19 protein-coding genes are annotated in these 20,012 nt (G+C 73.3%); 10 read left to right on the forward strand and 9 right to left on the reverse strand.

From position 1 onward, the window contains the following. The first annotated feature begins 36 nt into the window (after positions 1-36). On the forward strand, positions 37-1,455 hold the full coding sequence (locus tag ACWAT2_RS07440; RefSeq protein WP_402372744.1) for a TrkH family potassium uptake protein: 1,419 nt from the start codon (positions 37-39) through the stop codon (positions 1,453-1,455). 159 nt (positions 1,456-1,614) lie between these two features. Beyond that, complete coding sequence (locus tag ACWAT2_RS07445) at positions 1,615-2,286, forward strand: potassium channel family protein (RefSeq protein WP_402372747.1); 672 nt, start codon at positions 1,615-1,617, stop codon at positions 2,284-2,286. A gap of 48 nt (positions 2,287-2,334) precedes the next feature. On the opposite strand, the gene ACWAT2_RS07450 is transcribed toward ACWAT2_RS07445, so the two are convergent. The 4 genes from ACWAT2_RS07450 to ACWAT2_RS07465 are packed head-to-tail and all read right to left on the reverse strand — an operon-like array spanning position 2,335 to position 5,346. Further along, positions 2,335-3,051: an ABC transporter permease gene (locus ACWAT2_RS07450; RefSeq protein WP_402372750.1), complete on the reverse strand. Its 717-nt coding sequence runs from the start codon at positions 3,049-3,051 to the stop codon at positions 2,335-2,337. Beyond that, positions 3,048-3,797: an ABC transporter ATP-binding protein gene (locus tag ACWAT2_RS07455; protein WP_402372753.1), complete on the reverse strand. Its 750-nt coding sequence runs from the start codon at positions 3,795-3,797 to the stop codon at positions 3,048-3,050. Before ACWAT2_RS07455 ends, ACWAT2_RS07450 begins: the two co-directional genes overlap by 4 nt. Before the next feature lie 12 nt (positions 3,798-3,809). Continuing rightward, positions 3,810-4,637, reverse strand: a complete 828-nt coding sequence (gene proC / locus ACWAT2_RS07460; RefSeq protein ID WP_402372756.1) for a pyrroline-5-carboxylate reductase — start codon at positions 4,635-4,637, stop codon at positions 3,810-3,812. A 43-nt stretch (positions 4,638-4,680) separates the two neighbouring features. Next, positions 4,681-5,346, reverse strand: a complete 666-nt coding sequence (locus ACWAT2_RS07465; RefSeq protein WP_402372759.1) for a hypothetical protein — start codon at positions 5,344-5,346, stop codon at positions 4,681-4,683. A gap of 113 nt (positions 5,347-5,459) precedes the next feature. Here ACWAT2_RS07465 and radA point away from each other — a divergent pair, with 113 nt between their 5' ends. Both radA and disA read left to right on the forward strand, forming a co-directional pair. Continuing rightward, on the forward strand, positions 5,460-6,902 hold the full coding sequence (gene radA / locus ACWAT2_RS07470; protein WP_402372762.1) for a DNA repair protein RadA: 1,443 nt from the start codon (positions 5,460-5,462) through the stop codon (positions 6,900-6,902). A 9-nt stretch (positions 6,903-6,911) separates the two neighbouring features. Then, positions 6,912-7,997, forward strand: coding sequence for a DNA integrity scanning diadenylate cyclase DisA (gene disA / locus ACWAT2_RS07475; protein ID WP_402372765.1), 1,086 nt, complete (start codon positions 6,912-6,914; stop codon positions 7,995-7,997). Between the two features lie 3 nt (positions 7,998-8,000). Here the strand turns inward: disA and ACWAT2_RS07480 are convergent, their stop codons facing one another. Beyond that, positions 8,001-8,780 (reverse strand): hypothetical protein, encoded by a 780-nt coding sequence (locus tag ACWAT2_RS07480; protein ID WP_402372767.1) that lies wholly within the window; start codon positions 8,778-8,780, stop codon positions 8,001-8,003. A 615-nt stretch (positions 8,781-9,395) separates the two neighbouring features. On the opposite strand from ACWAT2_RS07480, the gene ACWAT2_RS07485 reads away from it, so the two are divergent. Next, on the forward strand, positions 9,396-10,274 hold the full coding sequence (locus ACWAT2_RS07485) for an HhH-GPD family protein (protein ID WP_402372770.1): 879 nt from the start codon (positions 9,396-9,398) through the stop codon (positions 10,272-10,274). Between the two features lie 3 nt (positions 10,275-10,277). Here the strand turns inward: ACWAT2_RS07485 and ACWAT2_RS07490 are convergent, their stop codons facing one another. Further along, positions 10,278-10,787 (reverse strand): amino-acid N-acetyltransferase, encoded by a 510-nt coding sequence (locus tag ACWAT2_RS07490; RefSeq protein ID WP_402372773.1) that lies wholly within the window; start codon positions 10,785-10,787, stop codon positions 10,278-10,280. Between the two features lie 32 nt (positions 10,788-10,819). After that, a complete protein-coding gene (locus tag ACWAT2_RS07495) occupies positions 10,820-11,782 on the reverse strand; it encodes a sugar-binding transcriptional regulator (protein ID WP_402372776.1) in 963 nt (320 codons plus the stop codon). A gap of 110 nt (positions 11,783-11,892) precedes the next feature. Between ACWAT2_RS07495 and ACWAT2_RS07500 the strand changes: the two genes are divergently transcribed. From ACWAT2_RS07500 to ACWAT2_RS07515, 4 genes are all read left to right on the forward strand, one after another. After that, entirely contained in the window at positions 11,893-13,638 is a 1,746-nt protein-coding gene (locus ACWAT2_RS07500; protein ID WP_402372779.1) for a glycerol-3-phosphate dehydrogenase/oxidase, read from the forward strand. Positions 13,639-13,734: 96 nt separating this feature from the next. Beyond that, on the forward strand, positions 13,735-14,466 hold the full coding sequence (locus ACWAT2_RS07505) for an MIP/aquaporin family protein (protein WP_402372781.1): 732 nt from the start codon (positions 13,735-13,737) through the stop codon (positions 14,464-14,466). A gap of 54 nt (positions 14,467-14,520) precedes the next feature. Then, positions 14,521-16,038 carry a glycerol kinase GlpK gene (gene glpK / locus ACWAT2_RS07510; RefSeq protein WP_402372784.1) on the forward strand — a complete coding sequence of 506 codons (1,518 nt, stop codon included), beginning with the start codon at positions 14,521-14,523 and terminating at the stop codon, positions 16,036-16,038. 109 nt (positions 16,039-16,147) lie between these two features. After that, a complete protein-coding gene (locus ACWAT2_RS07515) occupies positions 16,148-17,305 on the forward strand; it encodes an FAD-dependent oxidoreductase (RefSeq protein WP_402372787.1) in 1,158 nt (385 codons plus the stop codon). Positions 17,306-17,323: 18 nt separating this feature from the next. On the opposite strand, the gene ACWAT2_RS07520 is transcribed toward ACWAT2_RS07515, so the two are convergent. Together ACWAT2_RS07520 and ACWAT2_RS07525 are read right to left on the reverse strand one after the other, a co-directional pair. After that, entirely contained in the window at positions 17,324-17,920 is a 597-nt protein-coding gene (locus ACWAT2_RS07520; protein ID WP_402372790.1) for a TetR/AcrR family transcriptional regulator, read from the reverse strand. Continuing rightward, positions 17,904-18,617 carry a YqeB family protein gene (locus ACWAT2_RS07525; RefSeq protein ID WP_402372792.1) on the reverse strand — a complete coding sequence of 238 codons (714 nt, stop codon included), beginning with the start codon at positions 18,615-18,617 and terminating at the stop codon, positions 17,904-17,906. The genes ACWAT2_RS07520 and ACWAT2_RS07525 overlap by 17 nt, the downstream gene beginning before the upstream one ends. Positions 18,618-18,671: 54 nt before the next feature. Between ACWAT2_RS07525 and ACWAT2_RS07530 the strand changes: the two genes are divergently transcribed. After that, the gene (locus ACWAT2_RS07530; RefSeq protein ID WP_402372795.1) at positions 18,672-20,003 is read left to right on the forward strand and encodes an alpha/beta fold hydrolase; all 1,332 of its coding nucleotides are present in this window, start codon (positions 18,672-18,674) and stop codon (positions 20,001-20,003) included. The last annotated feature ends 9 nt before the right edge of the window (positions 20,004-20,012 follow it).

Raw genomic sequence — 20,012 nt, forward strand, 5'->3', positions numbered from 1 at the left:
CGGAACCCGTGGCAGGCTGGGCCCGACGGCTGGCGGATGAGACGACGGAGGGCCCGGTCGGTGGCGACGAGGTGGCGCGATCGCGGTGCGTTGGTGCGCGAGTGGGTGGACCACACCGCCCGGGAGTACCCGGCGCGCCTCGCGATGACCGTCTTCGGCGCCGTCATCGCGCTCTTCACCGTGCTGCTGCTGCCCCCGTGGGCGACGGCGTCCGGAGAGGGTGCGAGGTTCGTCGACGCCCTGTTCACGGCGGTGTCAGCGGTCTGCGTCACCGGGCTGGTCGTGGTGGACACGGCCGACTACTGGTCCGAGTACGGGCATGCCGTCATCCTCGTGGGCATCAAGATCGGCGGGCTCGGCGTCATGACGCTCGCCTCGCTGCTCGGCATGGCGGTCTCACGACGCATCGGTCTCACCCAGAAGCTGCTCACGGCCTCCGAGGCGAAGGTGCGCACCAGCAGCCTCGGCGAGGTCGGTTACCTCATCCGCCTCATCGTCGTCGTGTCGGTGACGATCGAGGCGACCGTGGCACTGATCCTGCTGCCCCGGTTCCTCGCGCTGGGCGAGAGCTTCGGCTCGGCGCTGTGGCACGCCGTCTTCTACGGCGTCTCGGCGTTCAACAATGCCGGGTTCGTGCCGACCTCGGACGGGCTGGCGGGGTACGCCTCCGACTGGCTCGTCGTCGTGCCTATCGGGCTGGGCGTGTTCGTCGGCGCGCTCGGCTTCCCGGTGATGGCGAACGTCCTGCAGGCCCGCCGGTTCGGCCGGCGCTGGTACCGCCACCTGACGCTGCACACCAAGCTCACCGTGACGACGAGCGTCGCGCTGTTCGTGGCGGGGTTCGTGATCATCGGCGCGATGGAGTGGGCGAACCCGCGGACCCTGGGCGGGCAGGACCTGGCGACCAAGCTGCTGTCCGCGTCCTTCGCCTCGGTGATGCCGCGTTCCGGCGGGTTCAGCACCGTCGACACGGGAGCCATGAACCCGGAGACGTGGCTGGTCACCGACGCCCTGATGTTCGTGGGCGGCGGCTCGGCGTCGACGGCGGGCGGCATCAAGGTCACCACCCTGGCGGTCATGATCCTCGCGATCGTCGCCGAGGCCCGCGGAGACCGGGACATCGACGTCTTCGGACGGCGCATCCCGCGCGACACGCTCCGGCTGTCCATCGCGGTGGTGTTCATCGGCGCCACGATGGTGCTGGCCTCCTGCATCGCGCTGCTCCGGATCACCGACTTCTCGCTGTCGGAGATCTTGTTCGAGGTGATCTCGGCGTTCGCGACGGTGGGCCTGACGACCGGCATCACGAGCGGCCTGCCCGACGGCGGCAAGTACGTGCTCTGCGCGCTGATGTACCTCGGCCGCGTGGGCACGATCTCGGTGTTGGGCGCGATCGCGCTGCGGGACCGTCGGCGCGTCATACGCTTCCCCGAGGAGCGCCCGGTGATCGGGTGAGACGGAGGTGCAGTGCAGGGTGGGGACCGCAGCGAAGCAAGGTCACCGCCCGCAACGGAACCGCAGGCTCACCCGAAACAGGTACCGGGTGAGACGGAACCGCAGGCTCACCCGACTCGGGCACCAGGTCAGGCGGAGCAGAACCGGAGGAGAGATCTCGTGGCAGACAAGAAGGCTCCCGCTCGCGATGCCGGGGTGCTGGTCGTCGGGCTCGGCCGCTTCGGCTCGTCCCTCGCGACGACGCTCGACCGGCTCGGCCAGGACGTGCTGGCCGTCGAGTCCGACGACCGCCTGGTCGCGTACTGGTCCGGGCGGCTTCCCGTGGTGCAGGCGGACGCCTCGAACCCGGAGGCTCTCGAGCAGCTCGGGGCGCGGGACTTCGGCGTGGTGGTCGTCGGGGTGGGGACCCAGCTCGAGGCGTCGGTGCTCATCACCGGCAACCTCGTCGACCTGGGAACGCCGCAGATCTGGGCCAAGGCGGTCTCGGCGGAGCACGGCCGCATCCTGACGCGCATCGGCGCGCACCACGTCGTCTTCCCGGAGTCGGACGCGGGTTCGCGGGTGGCGCACCTGGTGAGCGGCCAGATGTTGGACTACATCGAGGTCGAGGACGGGTTCACGATCGTCAAGATGCGCCCTCCCCGCGAGATGCAGGGCTTCACGCTCGCGCAGTCGGACGTCCGCAAGAAGTACGGCATCACGGTCATCGGCGTGAAGTCCCCGGGCGTGGAGTTCGCCTACGCGACGCCGGAGACGCGCGTCAGCGCCAACGACCTGCTGGTGTGCTCGGGGCACGCCGACCTGCTGGAGCGCTTCTCGGCGCGTTCCTGACGCCGTCGTCCACGGGGCGTCGAGGTGCGGGCGCCCCGGCGCACGGGCTCACGGGGTGCGCCGGCGCAGCGTGACGACGCCGAGGCCGACCGCGCCGACGATGAACGCGGCCGTCACGCCCGCGGAGCCTGCGACGTCGGCCCACTCGGCGCCGGCGGCGATCTGCTGCATGGCGTCGACGGCGTAGGTCAGGGGGAAGGCTCGTGAGACCCACTCGAGGATCTCGGGCATCTGGTCTCGCGGCATGATCAGCCCGCAGACGATGAGCTGGGGGAAGATCGTCGCCGGCATGAGCTGCACGGCCTGGAACTCGGTGCGGGCGAGCGCGGACGCGGCGAGGCCGAGGCACGACCCCAGGACCGCGTTGAGCAGCGCGACCAGGACGACCAGCCAGAGCGGTCCGGAGACGTCCATGCCGACGGCGACGGCGAAGGCGACCACCACGAACGCCTGCAGCAGGGCGAGTGCGGCGAAGGCGAGCGCGTAGCCGCCCACGAGGTCGCCCTTGCGCGCGGGGGTGGTCATGAGCCGTTCCAGGGTGCCGGACTGGCGCTCGCGCAGCGTGGCGACGCTGGTGACGAGGAACATGACGATGAGCGGGAAGATCCCGACGAGCTGCGGCCCGAGCTGGTCGAGCACGGGCGTGCCGTCGAACATCCAGGCGATGAGCCCGAGCAGCAGGCACGGCAGCGCGAGGATCAGCGCGACGGTGCGGCGGTCGCCGCGCAGCTGGCCGAGCACCCTGGCGGCGGTGATGAGCATCATCGGGGCTCCTCGTCCGCGCGGTCGATGAGCACGAGGAACGCCCGTTCGGCGTCGGGCGCGCCGGTGGTGGCGAGCAGCTCGTCCGGCGTGGTGTCGGCGACGAGCCTGCCGTCGCGCAGGAGCAGCAGGCGGTCGCACTGCACGGCCTCGTCCATGACGTGGCTGGAGACGAGGAGCGTGCGTCCCTGCGCGGCGAGCTCGCGGAACGTCGCCCACAGGTCGCGGCGGAGCACGGGGTCGAGCCCGACGGTCGGCTCGTCGAGGACGAGCAGCTCGGGGTCGCCCACGAGGGCGGCGGCGAGGGAGACGCGGGACCGTTCCCCGCCGGAGAGCGTGCCGACGAACTGTTTCTCGTGCCCGCCCAGGTCCACGGTGGCCACCGCCCGGGCCACGGCGGCCGCGGTGCCTGACGGCGGCAGCCCGGACAGGCGCGCGAAGTAGCGCAGGTTCTGGGTGACGGTGAGGTCGGTGTAGACGGACGAGGCCTGCGTCACGTACCCGACGCGCCGTCGCAGCGCCGCGGTGCCGGCGGGCTCGCCCAGCACGGTCGCGTCGCCGGTGACGTGGTCCTGGACACCGACGAGGGCTCGCATGAGTGTGGTCTTGCCGGAGCCGGACGGACCCAGCAGACCGACGACCTGCCCGGCGGGCACCTCCAGGTCGAGGCCGTCGACGACCTGGCGCCCGCCGCGCTCCACGACCAGCCCGCGCGTCCGCACGGCCGGTCCCGACCAGGTCTCGTCCATGGGCCGGTCCGGTCAGCCCAGCTCGGCGGCGAGCTCGCGGGAACGGTCGCGCGCCGCCTCGACGGCGGTGAGGAACGCGGCCCGCACCCCGCCGTCGTCCAGCCGCTTGAGCGCCTGGATGGTGGTGCCGCCCGGCGAGGAGACCTTCTCGCGCAGGATCGCCGGGTGCTCTCCCGTCTCGGCGAGCAGCCGGCCGGAGCCGAGCACGGTCTGGACGGCGAGCCGCCGCGCGACGTCGCGGGTCAGCCCCAGCAGGACGCCCGCCTCGGCCATCGCGTCGACGACGTAGAAGACGTATGCGGGCCCGGAGCCGGCGAGCGCCCCGAAGGCGTCGATCTCCTTCTCGGTGATCCGCAACGTCTCCCCCGTGCCGGCGAGCAGCGCCTCGACGAGCGCGACGTCCGCCTCCGCCGCCGTGGGGCCGGGGACGACGGCGGTCACCCCGGCACCGACCTGCGCCGGCGTGTTCGGCATGGTCCGCACGACCGGCTGCGTCGCGGGCAGGTGGCGGGCGTAGAAGGCCAGCGGCAGGCCGACGGCGACGCTCACCACGACGGTGTCCGGCTCCAGCGCCCCCACGACGGAGTCGAGCATCCCGCCGACGTCCTTCGGCTTGACGCCGATCACGACGACGCGCGCCCCGGTGGCGGCCGCGGCGTTGTCGGCGGTCGTGCTGATCCCGTACCGCTCGGCGAGCTCGGCGCCCCGCTCGGGCCGCCGGGCGGTGGCCACGACGTCGGACGGCGCCAGCCCGGAGCGCAGCGCGCCCACGAGGACGGCCTCGGCCATGGTGCCGGTGCCGAGGAACGCGACCCGCGTCCCGGCGATCTGCGTGGTCATCTGTGCTCTCCTGTGACGGCGGGATGGGTGGCGGCGGGACGGCCTACAGCGGGAAGGCCTGGTAGAAGTCCTGCACGAGCTGGTCTGGGCCTTCGGCCTGGAGGACGACGGTGCCGTTGCGCCAGGTGACGACGGACGTGCCGCTCTGCGCGCCCGGGGTCACGACGTAGGTGCCGACGGTCTCGTCGCCGACGGTGACGTCCCCCTCGGCCACAGGGTCGCCCGCTGCCTGCAGCAGGGCGGCGTGCACCTCCTCGGCGGCGTCCGCGTCCGCCCACTGACCGGCCTGCAGCGCGACCTCCGCGCCGCCGTCGGACCCGTCGCCGTAGGTGAGGCCCCACGCCTCGACGGCCTCGGTCTCCTCCTCGAGCTCCGAGTCTGCGGCGGCGTCGAGGCGCACGAGCTGCAGCACGGAGCCCGGCATGGAGGACAGGAGCTCGGTGGCGTCCTCGGGCAGGTCGACGGGGTCGGCCGTCGGGGTGGGCGGGGCGGCGGTGACGGTGACGTCCGGCAGCGGGTCCGCCGGCTGGCGCGCGAACCCGGGCCACACGAAGGCGGTCACGACGGCGACGACGGCGATCACGACGAGTGCGACGGCGAGCCCGACCCTGCGGCGGCGGACGGCGGCGGCCCGCGACTTGTTCTGGTGCACCTTGTCTCCCGGGGTCCGGAATCCCGGAGACATGTACCCCGGTCTCTGGTCGGCCATCGACGTCCTCCTGGTTGCTCTCGCCGCCTGCCGGCGCTGCCGACGGCGGCGTCGCGCAGAAGCCTACGGCCTGGCGCCTCCCGGTGTCGGTAGCAGCGCCTAGCGTGACGTCCGTGAGCTCCACGACCTCCGCGCGCTCGCGCGCCAAGTCCTCCCGTCCGGCCTTCCGCTGCAACGCGTGCGGGTGGACCACCGCGAAGTGGGTGGGCCGCTGCGGCGAGTGCCAGGAGTGGGGCACGGTCGCCGAGGAGGGGCCGGCCTCGGCAGGTCCGCGCACGACGGCGGTCAACCCGGTGCGCTCGGCCGCCCGGCCGATCGCGGAGATCGACGTCGACGCGGCCCGCGCCACCCCCACCGGCGTGGAGGAGCTGGACCGGGTCCTCGGTGGCGGGCTCGTGCCCGGGGCGGTCGTGCTGCTCGCCGGGGAGCCGGGGGTGGGCAAGTCGACGCTGCTGCTCTCGGTCGCCTCGAACGCGGCGCGGGGGGCCGACGGCGTGGCGCGCCCGGTGCTCTACGTCACGGGCGAGGAGTCGGCCGGGCAGGTCCGGCTGCGCGCCGAGCGGATCGGCGCCCTGGCGGACACCCTGCTGCTGGCTGCCGAGACGGACCTCGCCACGGTGCTCGGGCACCTGGAGGCCGCGGACCCGGCGCTGCTGGTCGTCGACTCGGTGCAGACGATCGCCTCGGCGGAGGTCGACGGGGCGCCGGGCGGCGTCAGCCAGGTGCGCGAGGTGGCGGGCGCGCTCATCGCGGCCGCGAAGGCGCGTCAGGTGCCGGTCCTCCTGGTCGGGCACGTCACGAAGGACGGCACGGTCGCCGGGCCGCGCACCCTGGAGCACCTGGTCGACGTGGTGTGCCAGTTCGAGGGTGACCGGCACTCGCGGCTCCGGATGGTCCGCGCGGTCAAGAACCGGTTCGGCCCCACGGACGAGGTCGGGTGCTTCGACCTCTCGGAGTCCGGGATCGTGGGCCTGAGCGACCCGAGCGGCCTGTTCCTGTCCCACCTGGGCGCGGGGGTCCCGGGCACCTGCGTCACCGTGACGCTGGAGGGACGCCGGCCGCTGGCCCTGGAGATCCAGTCGCTCGTGGCACCCTCCCCCCTGGCCAACCCGCGCCGGGCGACCAGCGGCGTGGAGTCCCAGCGGCTCGCCATGATCCTCGCGGTGCTGCACCGGCACGCCGGCCTGCGCCTGGCGGACTCCGACGTGTACGCCTCGACCATCGGCGGTGCCCGGGTCACCGAGCCTGCCGCGGACCTCGCCACCGCGCTGGCCATCGTCTCGGCCCGCACGGGCGACGCACTGCCGGCCGGCACCGTGGCGCTCGGCGAGGTGGGCCTGGCCGGGGACATCCGCCCGGTCACGGGGCTCGAGCGTCGCCTCACCGAGGCGGCCCGGCTCGGGTTCACCCGCGCCGTCGTCCCCGCCGGGACGGCCGTCAAAGCACCGGCCGGGCTCCGGTTGGCCGAGGCTCGGCACATCGCCGAGGCCGTGGAGCTCGCCGCCCAGGACGACGCGGCGCGGACGCCCCCTCGCCGTCGGGACCATCCGTCGTAGAATGCCCAGGTGGCTCCCTCCAACGCGCACCCCGACGCCCTGCTGCGGGAGACCCTCGCCGCCGTCGCCCCCGGCACGGAGCTGCGCGACGGTCTGGAACGCATCCTGCGAGGGCGCACCGGTGCGCTGATCGTGCTCGGGTTGGACAAGACGGTCGAGGGGATCTGCTCCGGCGGGTTCGAGCTCGACGTCGAGTTCTCCGCGACGCGCCTGCGCGAGCTGTCGAAGATGGACGGCGCCTGCGTGCTCGACCGCGACGCCACGCGCATCCGCCGCGCCGCCGTCCAGCTCCTGCCTGACCCGACGATCGAGACGAGCGAGTCCGGTACCCGCCACCGCACTGCCGAGCGGGTGGCGAAGCAGACCGGCCTGCCGATCGTCTCGGTGAGCCAGTCGATGCGGATCGTCGCCATCTACATCGGTGGCATGCGGCACGTCCTGGAGGACTCGGACACGATCCTGGGCCGCGCGAACCAGGCACTGGCCACGCTGGAGCGGTACCGCTCCCGGCTGGACGAGGTCTCCGGCACGCTGTCCGCCCTGGAGATCGAGGATCTGGTGACCATCCGGGACGTCTGCGCCGTGGTGCAGCGCCTGGAGATGGTCCGGCGGATCTCCGACGAGATCGACGGCTACGTCGTCGAGCTCGGGACGGACGGCCGGCTCCTCGCCCTGCAGCTCGACGAGCTGCTCGGCGGTATCGGCGCCGACCGCGACTTCGTGGTGCGCGACTACGTGGACGTGGACCGCTCGGGACGCACCACCAAGGACGTCCACGCCGACCTCGCCGCGCTCGACTCCGCCCAGCTCCTGGACCTGTCCCAGATCGGCCGCGTGCTCGAGCTGCCGGGCGGCGGGGTCGCCCTGGACGCTGCCGTCGCACCGCACGGCTACCGGCTGCTGTCCAAGGTGCCGCGCCTGCCGACGTCGATCATCGACCGGCTGGTCGCCCACTTCGGCGGGCTGCAGAAGCTGCTGGCCGCCAGCGCCGAGGACCTCATGGGCGTCGAGGGCGTCGGGGACCAGCGTGCCCGCGCGGTGCGCGAGGGCCTGTCCCGCCTCGCCGAGTCCAGCATCCTCGAGCGGTACGTCTGAGGCTCAGTCCTTCTTCTCGTCGTCGGCCTTCTCGTCGGCCTTCTTCTCGTCGTCGGGCTCGGGCTCCTGGGAGGGCGGCTCCGCCACCGCCACCGTCACTGACTCACCGCTCGCGTCGGGGACGTCGCCCAGGACGATCTCGGCCGTGTAGTCCCCGGCCGGGACGCGCTCGCGCTTCCCCTCGCAGTCGGGAGCGGACGTCGAACCGCTCCAGCGGACCGTCATGTCCCAGGGCGAGTCGACGCCCAGCAGGAGGTCCGCCCCGCCGCCACCGCCGCAGTCGGCGGAGGACCACACCCGCTCCCCCTCGGCGTCGGTCACCACCACCTGCATACTGGAGCCGCGGCCGTCGAGCAGGCAGGGCATCCGCCCCTCGTTGGTGACGCGCAGGGTGAACGGCACGACGTCCCCCGCGGCCAGCGTGGTCGCGCCCGCGGACAGGTCCAGGGCGACGGCGCCCGCGGTGCAGGTGTCGGCAGGCCCAGACAGGTCCAGAGGCTCTGGGGGGGCCGCTTTCTCGGCGGTGAGGTCCGGGCGAGGCTCGGGCCACAGATCGCGCACGCCGTCGACCGCCCGCCCGACGCCGTAGCCGGCGGCGGTCCCGAGCCCGACGAGGAGCCCGGCGCAGAGCAGCACCACGAGCGCTCGGTTGCGCCGCGACCGACGACGGCGGAGCTCGGCCGCCGACGGCTTCCTCGGCCGGCGCTGCGGTGCCTTGCGGGGTGCGGGCCGCGCGCGGGGCCGGGGCGTGGACCCGGGCGCGACGAGGCCGTTCGTCGTCACCTTGCGTGCGGACGAGCCTCCGTCCGCCCGGCCGGTCGACCGCCGCGCGCCGCCCTGCGGAGCGGCCCTGCGCGTGCCCGAGCCTTGCGGGGCCGTCCGGGTCGAGGTGGATCCTCGCGCGCCCGAGCTCCCCGACGACCTCGGCTGCTGCCGGCCCGACCGCTGACCGGCCGACGACCTCGCGGCGGGCTTCTTCGCGGCGGGCTTCTTCGCGGCAGGCTTTCTCGCGGCGGGCTTCTTGGTCGTCGAGGCCTTGGGAGCGGCCTTGGGGGCCGGCTTCCTGGCGGCGGGCTTCTTCGCGGCAGGCTTCTTCGCGGCAGGCTTCTTGGCCGCAGGCTGGCGCCCGCCCGAGGCCGCACCGGACGACCCGCGGGCCGCCGTCGTGCGCTGCGACGAGGAACGCGACGACGAGCGCGAACCGCCCGACGCCCTCGACGAGGACGTCGGCCGTCCTCTGCGAGCGGGGTCGCCTCGACCCCGGTCCTTCGCTGCCGCCACTGCGCCCCCGCCTCCTGGACAGTTCCCTTCCGGCGCCACGCTACGGCGTCCGGTGCGCCGGGACACGCAGCCGCGCCGCGCTGCGGGCGTGCCCGGCACGCTCGCGGACCAGGCACAATGGCTGCCGTGCACGATCTGGTCGAGCGGGTCACCGCGTGGTATGAGGGCGCCGCCCGAGACCTGCCGTGGCGCGCGACCGACCGGACGCCGTGGGGCGTGCTCGTCTCCGAGGTGATGCTGCAGCAGACGCCCGTCGTCCGGGTCGAGCCGGTGTGGCGTGCGTGGATGCGACGCTGGCCGACGCCCGCGGACCTCGCCGCCGCACCGACGTCCGACGTGCTGCGCGCGTGGGGCCGGCTGGGCTACCCCCGCCGGGCGCTGCGTCTCGCGGACTGCGCCCGCACGGTCGTCGAGCGGCACGACGGCGTGGTCCCCGCCGACGAGGAGTCGCTGCGCGCGCTGCCGGGGGTCGGCGAGTACACCGCCGGCGCGGTGCGGGCGTTCGCGTACGGACGGCGCTCCGTCGTCGTGGACACGAACGTGCGGCGGGTACAGGCCCGGGCCGTCACCGGTGTCGCGCAGCCCGCGCCGTCGTACACGGCGGCCGAGCGCGCGCTCGCGGCCTCCCTGGTGCCCGCCGACGACGCGACCGCCGCCGCGTGGGCCGCCGCGTCGATGGAGCTCGGCGCGCTCGTCTGCACCGCGAGGTCCCCGCGCTGCGACGCGTGCCCGCTGCGGGCGGCGTGCGCCTGGCGGCTCGCCGGGTTCCCCGCGGACGAGCACGCGGCCCGACGGCGGACCCAGGCCTGGGAGGGCACCGACCGGCAGGTGCGGGGCCGCGTCATGGCGGCACTGCGGGGCGCCGACGCTCCCGTGCCGCGGGCGCTGCTCGCCGACGCCGGGCCGGCCGGGCAGCTCGACCGCTGCCTTGCCGGGCTCGTCGAGGACGGCCTGGCGGAGACCGACGATGCGGGGCGCTACCTCCTGCCGGTCTGAGCCTCAGAGCTCGAGCAGCATCCGCGTGTTGCCCAGGGTGTTCGGCTTGACCCGGGCCAGGTCGAGGAACTCCGCGACGCCGTCGTCGTGGGAGCGCAACAGCTCGGCGTACACCTCGTGCGAGACCGGGGTGCCCTGGATCTCCTGGAAGCCGTGCGCGGCGAAGAAGTTCACCTCGAACGTGAGGCAGAACAGCCGGCGCAACCCCATCGCCCGCGCCCGGTCGACGAGCTCGGTGACCAGCGCGTGCCCGACGCCGCGCCCGGTCCAGGACCGGTCGACCGCGAGCGTCCGGATCTCGGCGACGTCCTCCCACATGACGTGCAGCGCGCCGCAGCCGATCACCCCGTGGTCGGGTCCGCCGTCGGCCACGACGAACTCCTGGACGGCCTCGTAGTAGCCGACCATCTCCTTGGCCAGCAGGATCCGCTCGTTGGCGTACGGCTCGACCAGCCGGCGCACGACGCGGACGTCGGCGGGCAGGGCGGGACGGACGGTGAAGCGCTCGGGCACCCGCCCACCTTATGGCCGCCACGCACGAATGTTCAGGGCATAGCCTCGGCGTCGTCGGCGAGCAGCACTGCCGTCATCTCGTCGATCACCAGGTCGGTCACGACGCCCGCCGCGAGCGCCGCGCGCAGCGGCACCACCTTGTTGTCGCCGGCGACGACGCAGAGCCGGCGCGGGATGCGGCGCAGCTGGTCCGGCGTCGGCCCGGTCGCCCGCGCGTTGATCGCGATGTCGCGGTAGGTGCCGTCGGGCCGCAGGAACACGGTGCAGACGTCCCCGGCCACCCCCGCGCGGTCGAGCGTGGCGACGTCCTCGGGGTCCAGGTAGCCGGCCGAGTACACGTGGGAGGGCACTCCCGTGAGCGCCCCGACGGAGAAGACCGCCAGGTCGGTGCGGGACTGGTAGTCCAGGACGCGGCGCACCGACCGTTCGCGCCACATCGCGGCGCGGGTCTCGGCGTAGTCGAAGAAGGCCGGCACCGGGAAGTGGTGCACGCTGGCCTCGAAGGCCGAGCCGATCTGGTCGATCAGGCCGCCCGCATAGCTCACGCCGGAGGTCCGGGTGTTGGCCGCCCCGTTGAGCTGGACCACGGACGAACCACGGGTCGCCTTGTGCGTCAGGTGCTCGGCCACTGCTCCCAGCGTCGTCCCCCACGCCACGCCGAGCACCATGTCGGAGTCGAACCAGCGCGAGACGAGGCGGGCGGCGGTGCGCGCCACCTGACCGAGGCGCTCGGCGTCGTCGGCCGAGTCGGCCACGGGCACCACGTAGACCTCGATGCCGTACCGCGAGACCAGCTCGCGGCCCAGCCCGGGCGCGCGGGAGTGGGCCGGGCGCAGCGTGATCTCCACGACACCGGTGTCCCGCGCGCGCTTGAGGAGCCGCGAGACGGTGGACCGCGACGTGCGCAGGTGACGCGCGATCGACTCCATCTTCATGTCCTGCAGGTAGTACATGGTCGCGGCCATGACCATGTCGCGCTCCCGGGTGATCGTCACGACGCCAGCGTGCCGCATGACACCGCTTCTTGCACGTTCGTGCACCTAGGTTGCGAGAACGTTCCCGCAGTGTTGCCCTGGTGTCGTCCCCACCGAGAGGAGCACCACCGATGGCCTCCCGCCTCACCGCAGAGTCCCGCACCCGGGCCCTGACCGCCCTGGAGAGCTCCCAGGAGCCCGCCACCGAGCTCGACGTCCTCGTCATCGGCGGTGGGGTCACCGGTGCCGGCATCGCGCTCGACGCCGTCACCCGCGGGCTGTCCACCGCGATCGTCGAGGCCCAGGACTGGTCGGCAGGAACCTCGAGCTGGTCCAGCAAGCTCGTCCACGGCGGCCTGCGCTACCTGCAGATGCTCGACTTCTCGCTGGTGCACGAGGCGCTGACCGAGCGCGACCTGCTCCTGAAGGAGATCGCGCCGCACCTGGTCAAGCCCGTGCCGTTCCTCTACCCGCTCGAGCACCGCGTGTGGGAGCGGGCCTACGTCGGCGCGGGCATCGCCCTGTACGACACCCTGGCCGCGATCGCGCCGGGCCGGCGCGCGATGCCCATCCACCGGCACGTCAGCCGCCGCCAGATCGCGCAGAAGTTCCCCGACCTGGCGCACGAGGCCGCCATCGGCGCCATCCAGTACTGGGACGCCTCCGTCGACGACTCGCGCCTCGTCAGCACGTTGGTGCGTACCGCCGTCGACTACGGCGCGCACGCCGCGTCGCGCACGCAGGTGGTGAGCCTCACGAAGAGCGCGACCGGCGCGGTCAACGGCGCCGTCGTCGTCGACCTCGAGACGGGGCGCGAGATCCCCGTCCGTGCGCGCCACGTCATCAACGCGACCGGCGTGTGGACCGAGGACACCGAGGCGCTCGCCGGCGACGAGGGCGGCCTGCGGGTCCTCGCCTCCAAGGGCATCCACATCGTCGTGCCGCGTGAGCGCGTCAAGGGCAAGGTCGGCCTGATCCTGCAGACCGAGAAGTCGGTGCTGTTCATCATCCCGTGGTCGCGCTACTGGATCATCGGCACCACGGACACACCGTGGGAGCAGGACCCAGTGCACCCGGTGGCCACCGCCGCCGACATCGACTACGTGCTGGACCACGCCAACGCCGTGCTGGCCCACCCGCTGACGCGCGAGGACATCATCGGCACCTATGCCGGCCTGCGCCCCCTGCTGCAGCCCGGCACCAAGGAGGGCACCGGCTCCTCCAAGGTCTCCCGCGAGCACACCGTCGCCTCCCCCGCTCCCGGCCTGACCGTCATCGCGGGCGGCAAGCTGACCACCTACCGGGTGATGGCCAAGGACGCCGTCGACTTCGCGATCGGCCAGCGCGCGCACGCCCTGCCGTCGGTGACGCACCAGATCCCGCTCGTCGGCGCCGTCGGCCTCTCCGCCGTCCGTCGCCAGGCGCGCGCCTGGTCGCAGCGGTACCGCTGGAGCCCCGCCATGCTCGACCACCTGCTGCACCGCTACGGCTCGGCGCTGCGCGAGCTCGTCACCCTCTGCGAGGAGGACCTGTCGCTCGCCAGGCCGCTGGAGCACGCGCCGGCCTACCTGCGCGCGGAGATCCACTACGCCGTCAGCCACGAGGGCGCCCTCCACCTGGAGGACCTGCTCCTGCGCCGCACCCGCCTCGTCTACGAGGTGGCGGACAAGGGCCGGGCGGCGCTCGACGAGATCGCCGAGATCGTGGCGCCGCTGCTCGGCTGGGACGAGGAGGCGACGCAGGCCGAGATCGAGGCCTATCGCGCCCGCGCCGACGCCGAGGACGCCGCAGCCCGGCAGCCGGATGACGCCTCGGCCGGGGAGGCCCGCTCCCAGGCCCCCGACGTGGCGCCGATGCAGCCGCTGCGGACCGCCTGACCCGAACCACCACAGACCCCAGCGCCCCGGCGCCGGACCGTCCCGACACCGATGTCCGGGACGGACCTCCAAGTCAGACCAGAGAGCGAGACGACGATGTCAACAGGCCAGATCTTCGTCACCGAGATGATGGGCACCATGGTGCTGCTCCTCCTCGGTGGCGGCGTGGTGGCGAACGCCATCCTGCCGAAGACCAAGGGTTTCAACGGCGGATGGCTGCTCATCAACTTCGGTTGGGGCCTCGGCGTGTTCACCGGTGTGTTCGTGGCCTTCTCCACCGGCGCGCACATCAACCCGGCGGTCACGGTCGGGCTGATGGCCAACGGTGCCGAAGAGTTCGGCCCCGGCATCCCCGCGACCTTCGCCAACGCGATGATCTACATCAGCGCCCAGATGGTCGGCGCCTTCCTCGGTGCCGTCCTGACGTACCTCGCCTACAAGAAGCACTTCGACCAGGACGCGGACCCAGCGGTCAAGCTCGGCGTCTTCTCCACCGGGCCGGAGATCCGGTCCTACGGCTGGAACCTGGTCACCGAGATCCTCGCGACCTTCGTGCTCGTCTTCGGTGTGCTGTCCTTCGCCAACTGGCCCGGCGACATGGGGCCCCTGGCCGTCGCCCTGCTCGTGGTCGGTATCGGCGCGAGCCTCGGTGGCCCGACCGGGTACGCCATCAACCCGGCGCGTGACCTCGGACCGCGCATCGCCCACGCACTGCTGCCCATCCGGGGCAAGGGTCCCAGCGACTGGTCCTACGCGTGGGTGCCGGTCGTCGGCCCGCTCCTGGGTGGTGCGCTCGCCGGCCTGCTCGCCACCGTCGTCATCTTCTGACGACCCCTCGTCCCTGCGACCACCACCGAACCCCACGACGCAAAGGAGCACACCATGGCGGACTACGTCCTCGCCATCGACCAGGGCACGACGAGCTCGCGTGCCATCGTCTTCGACCACTCGGGACGCAGCGTCTCGACCGGCCAGATCGAGCACGACCAGATCTTTCCCCGGGCCGGCTGGGTCGAGCACAACGCCGAGCAGATCTGGAACAACGTCCGCGAGGTGGTCGGCCTGGCGCTGACCCGCGGCAACATCTCGCACGAGGATCTCGCTGCGGTCGGTATCACCAACCAGCGTGAGACCGCCGTGGTGTGGGACAAGAACACTGGAAAGCCGGTCTACAACGCGATCGTCTGGCAGGACACCCGAACCCAGGCGATCGCCGAGGAGCTCGGCGGCGACGAGGGTCCCGACAAGTACAAGTCGATCGTCGGCCTGCCCCTGGCGACGTACTTCTCCGGCCCGAAGATCAAGTGGATCCTCGACAACGTCGACGGCGCCCGCGAGGCCGCAGAGAAGGGCGACCTGCTGTTCGGCAACACCGACACGTGGGTCGTGTGGAACATGACCGGCGGCCCCGAGGGCGGCGTCCACGTCACCGACGTCACCAACGCCTCGCGCACCATGCTCATGGACCTCGACACCCTGAGCTGGCGCGAGGACATCGCGGCCGACATGGGCATCCCGATGTCGATGCTGCCCGAGATCCGCTCCTCGTCCGAGGTCTACGGCCGCGGCCGTCCGCGCGGGATGGTCCCCGGCGTGCCGATCGCCGGCATCCTCGGCGACCAGCAGGCCGCGACCTTCGGCCAGGCGTGCTTCGAGGTCGGCACCGCCAAGAACACCTACGGCACCGGCAACTTCATGCTGCTCAACACCGGTACCGAGAAGGTGCCCTCGGAGAACGGCCTGCTCACCACGGTCTGCTACAAGATCGGTGACGCCGATCCCGTCTACGCCCTCGAGGGGTCCATCGCCGTCACCGGGTCCCTGGTCCAGTGGCTGCGCGACAACCTCGGCCTGTTCGCGGACGCCCCGGACATCGAGTACCTGGCCGGCAAGGTCGAGAACAACGGTGGCGCGTACTTCGTCCCGGCCTTCTCCGGCCTCTTCGCCCCGTACTGGCGTCCCGACGCCCGCGGTGCGCTCGTCGGCCTGACCCGGTTCGTCGACCGCAACCACATCGCGCGCGCCGCCCTCGAGGCGACCGCGTTCCAGACCCGTGAGGTCATGGACGCGATGAAGGCGGACTCCGGCGTGGAGCTCACCGAGCTGAAGGTCGACGGCGGCATGGTGGCGAACGAGCTGCTCATGCAGTTCCAGGCCGACCAGCTCGGCGTCGACGTCGTCCGCCCGGAGGTCGCCGAGACGACGGCGCTCGGTGCCGCGTACGCGGCGGGCATCGCCGTCGGCTTCTGGCAGGGCGAGTCCGACGTCACCGAGAACTGGGTGGAGGGCAAGCGCTGGACGCCGTCGATGGCGGAGGACGAGCGCGAGCGTCTCTACCGGCAGTGGAAGAAGGCCGTCACCAAGACCTTCGACTGGGTGGACGAGGACTCCGGCGAGTAGTCCCGCTCGCCCCGCCGATCGACGAAGGCCGCCGCCCAGGACGACGGCGGCCTTCGTCGTGAGCGCTCGCCGCTGTCGGCCGTGACCGTCCGTGCCCCATCATCGGAGCATGACAACGACGAGGAACGCCGTGGTGGTCGGTGCCGGCATCGGCGGTCTCACCACTGCCGTCGCCCTGCGACGACGCGGCTGGGACGTGACCGTGCTCGAACGCGCCCCGTCGCTCGAGCCCGTCGGTGCCGGGATCGCGCTGGCTCCCAACGCCGTGCGCGCCCTGGCGACGACGGGCGTCGGCGACCGGGTGCACGAGCTGGCTGCCCTGCAGGGCCCCGTCGGTATCCGGCGGCCCGACGGCGACTGGCTGGTCCGCGGTGACGCTGCCATGGCCGGCGAGGCTGCCACCGTGCTCCTGCACCGCGCCCGGCTCGTGTCGTTGCTCACCGACGAGCTTCCCGACGCGTCGCTCCGGCTCGGCGTCGAGGTCGTCGGCGTGGACCCCGGCGGGCCGGACAAGCCGGCGACCGTGACGACCGGTGCCGAGACCTGGTCGGCGGACCTGGTCGTCGCCGCCGACGGGATCGACTCCCCTGCACGGGCCGCGCTGTTCCCGGACCACCCTGGACCGGTGTATTCGGGCGCCACCGCCTGGAGGTTCGTCACTGACCGACCGGTCATCGTCCAGCCGGCGGAGACCTGGGGGCGCGGCGCCGTCGTCGGCCTCACGCCGCTCGCCGACGGCCGGGTCTACGGCTACCTCACCGCGACGCTGCCCGAACGGACACGCTTCGACGACGAGCTCGGCGAGCTGCGACGGCGGTTCGCCGACTGGCACGACCCGCTGCCCGCGCTGCTCGCGGCCCTCCGGCCCGACCAGGTCCTGCATCACGACCTGCGATGGTTGCGCACCCCGCTGGCCCGCTACCACGTCGAGCGGGTGGCGCTCGTCGGGGACGCGGCCCACGCCATGCCGCCGAACCTGGGGCAGGGCGGCGCCCAGGCGATCGAAGATGCCGTGGTGCTGGCCTCCGTGGTGGCCGATGCCGGGACCGAGCAGCTCTCGGCGGCCCTGGCCTCCTACACGGACCGTCGGCGCGACCGCACCCGACGGATCGCGCGGACCTCGGCGCGCATCGGCAGGATGACGACCTGGCGCTCCCCGACGGCGGTCCGCCTCCGGGAGGTGGGCATGCGCGCGGCCGGTCGCTGGGCACTGCCCCGCGCCGCTCGGCGGCTCGACGGCATCCTGGGCTGGCAACCGCCGGCGTGACCTCCTGCGGATGGCCTGTCAGCCGCCGCGCAGGAAGCTGCGGACGGTGGCGACCAGGAGCTCTCGCTCGCCCTCGGCGGTGAACGCCTCGTCGACGGCCACCCGTTCCAGGAAGCCACCGGTCAGCAGCACCAGCCAGGAGACGAGGCGGGCGGCCGTCAGGTCGGTGCGGACCTCGCCCCTCGCCTGACCTCGCTCGACCCACACCAGCAGCACCTCGCGCTGGGCGGCGTCGTCGGCCGCCAGCGCCTCGGCGATCCGCGGTACGTGCATCACCCCGGTCACCGCCCGGACGAAGCCGGGTATCCGCGCGTCGGCGGCGTCGTCCGCTGTCGAGGCGACGAGCTCGAGGAGGACGCCGAGCGGGTCGGTCCGCCCTTCGAGGCCCGCCGCCCGTTCCCTCGTCTCGGCCGTCCCGAGCTCGAGGATGGCCAGCAGCAGGTCGGCCTTCGTCGCGAAGTAGTGGAAGAACGTGCCGGACCCGATGCCGGCCCGCCGGCAGATGCGAGCGGTCGTGGCGCCGTCGTACCCGCGCTCCGCGAAGACCGTCAGGCCGGCGTCGACGATCTGCAGCCGACGGGCCGCGCGCCGTTCGGGGTCAACGGGACGAGCCACGGGCACCGCCCTCGGCACCGGCCGTCGTGCGGCGCACCTGCAGACGGTCGTCGCGCACCCGGACCGCGAGGTCGTGCGCACCGAGCTCGGTGTCGAGCTCCGCGACGGCCGCGGCGTCCTTGCGCTCGCGGAGTCGACGGCGCAGCAGCGCCCGCTCCGGCTCCGTGAACCCGGGCCGGCCGTCGACCCAGCCGACATAGTCGCCCTCGTACGGGTCCTCGTCACACCACGGCCAGCCGTGGCCGACGAGCGCGTCGCGCAGCTCGGCCGCCCGCAGGTCGTCGGCGTCGAGGCGGGCGCGCACCCGGCCCTCCGCGGTGACGAGGACGAGGTGCCGGCCGTCGCGGAAGACGGCGGAGACGTCGCTCCGCTCGATCCAGCCCTCGTGCTCGTCGGTGCGGTGCTCGAGATGGTCGTCGGCGACGGTCAGCCGCAGCGCCTCGGCGACGGCGACGAGCGCGAGCCAGGCACCGGCGACCAGGCCGAGACCCGTCAGGATCGGCACCGACCAGCCGAGCGGCAGGCTGGCGACGAGGTTGATCGCGCCGTGGACCGGCAGCGGCGTGCCGTCGAGCACGTCCTGGAGCCAGCGGGCGAACGGTGGCAGCGCGACGCCCAGCCCGACGGCCAGCACCAGGACGCTCAAGGCGATGAGAATGGGCGCGACGCGCGGCATGCGCACCTCGGTGGGGGTCATGCCGCAATTATTGGAGCAAGCACTCCACGAACGCAACCGGCCTAGGGTGGCGAGGTGAGCATCACCTCGACCTCCGAGTACACGATCCCCGGCGCCCACGTCACCGACCGCACCCTCACGGTCCCTCTCGACTGGTCCGCCCCCGACGACGCCCGCACGCTCTCGCTGTTCGCGCGCGAGGTCGTCGCGCCACAGCGCCGGCACGACGACCTGCCGCTGCTGGTGTTCCTGCAGGGCGGCCCGGGCGGCAAGGGCCCGCGACCCACCGGCCCGGACGGCTGGCTCGGCGAGGCCCTGAAGCGGTTCCGGGTCGTCCTGCTGGACCAGCGCGGCACCGGGCGGTCGACGGCGGTCCGGGCGGACGCGCTGACGGCGCTCGGCGACGCGGACGTCCAGGCCGAGCACCTCACCCGCCTCCGTGCCGACTCGATCGTGCGGGACGCCGAGCACGTGCGCCGCGAGGTCTACGCCGGGCGGCGCTGGTCCACGCTCGGCCAGTCCTACGGCGGGTTCCTGACCCTGACGTACCTGTCGCTCGCACCCGAGGGTGTGGCGGCGGCGTACGTCACGGGCGGCCTGGCCGGACTCACGGCGAGCGCCGACGAGGTCTACCGGCGCACCCAGCCGCGCGTCGCCGCCAAGAACGCGCTCTACCGCGAGCGATATCCCGCCGACGTCGAGCGCGTCGCCCGGATCGCCGACCGGGTCGCGGCCGGGGACGTCCGCCTGCCCGGCGGCGACCTGCTGAGCGTCGAGCGGTTCCAGTCCCTCGGCATGGCGTTCGGCATGGGGCCCGGCTTCGAGCGCGTGCACTGGATCGTCGACGAGGCGTCCGACGACCTGTCCGCACCGGTCGGCGTCGACACCCTCACCGACACGTTCCTCGCCGAGGTCGAGGCCGCCACCGGGTTCGCGACCAACCCGCTGTACGCCGTCCTGCACGAGTCCATCTACGCGCAGCAGGGGACCGGCCCGACGGCGTGGGCGGCGCAGCGTGTGCGCGACGGCGACCCCGCGTTCGCCACGGACGCCCGACCGCTGCTGTTCACCGGCGAGATGATCTACCCCTGGATGTTCGAGCAGGTCGCGGCGCTGCGGCCGTTCCGGGCCGCCGCGGAGGCGCTCGCGGCCCGTGACGACTGGCCGGACCTGTACGACCTCGACGTGCTCGCCGCCAACGAGGTGCCGCTCGAGGCGGCGGTGTACCAGGACGACATGTTCGTCGACGCCGACCTCTCGCTGGACACCGCGGCGCGGGTGGGCAACGCCCGGGCTTGGGTGACGAACGAGTTCGAGCACGACGGGCTCCGCGCCGGCGACGTGTTCGCGAAGCTGCTGGAGCGCCTCGACGCCCGCGGCGGCCCGCTCCCCGACCGCGCGAGGTAGTAGCGGCGC

It is taken from the genome of Isoptericola sp. GX10416 (assembly GCF_056590155.1).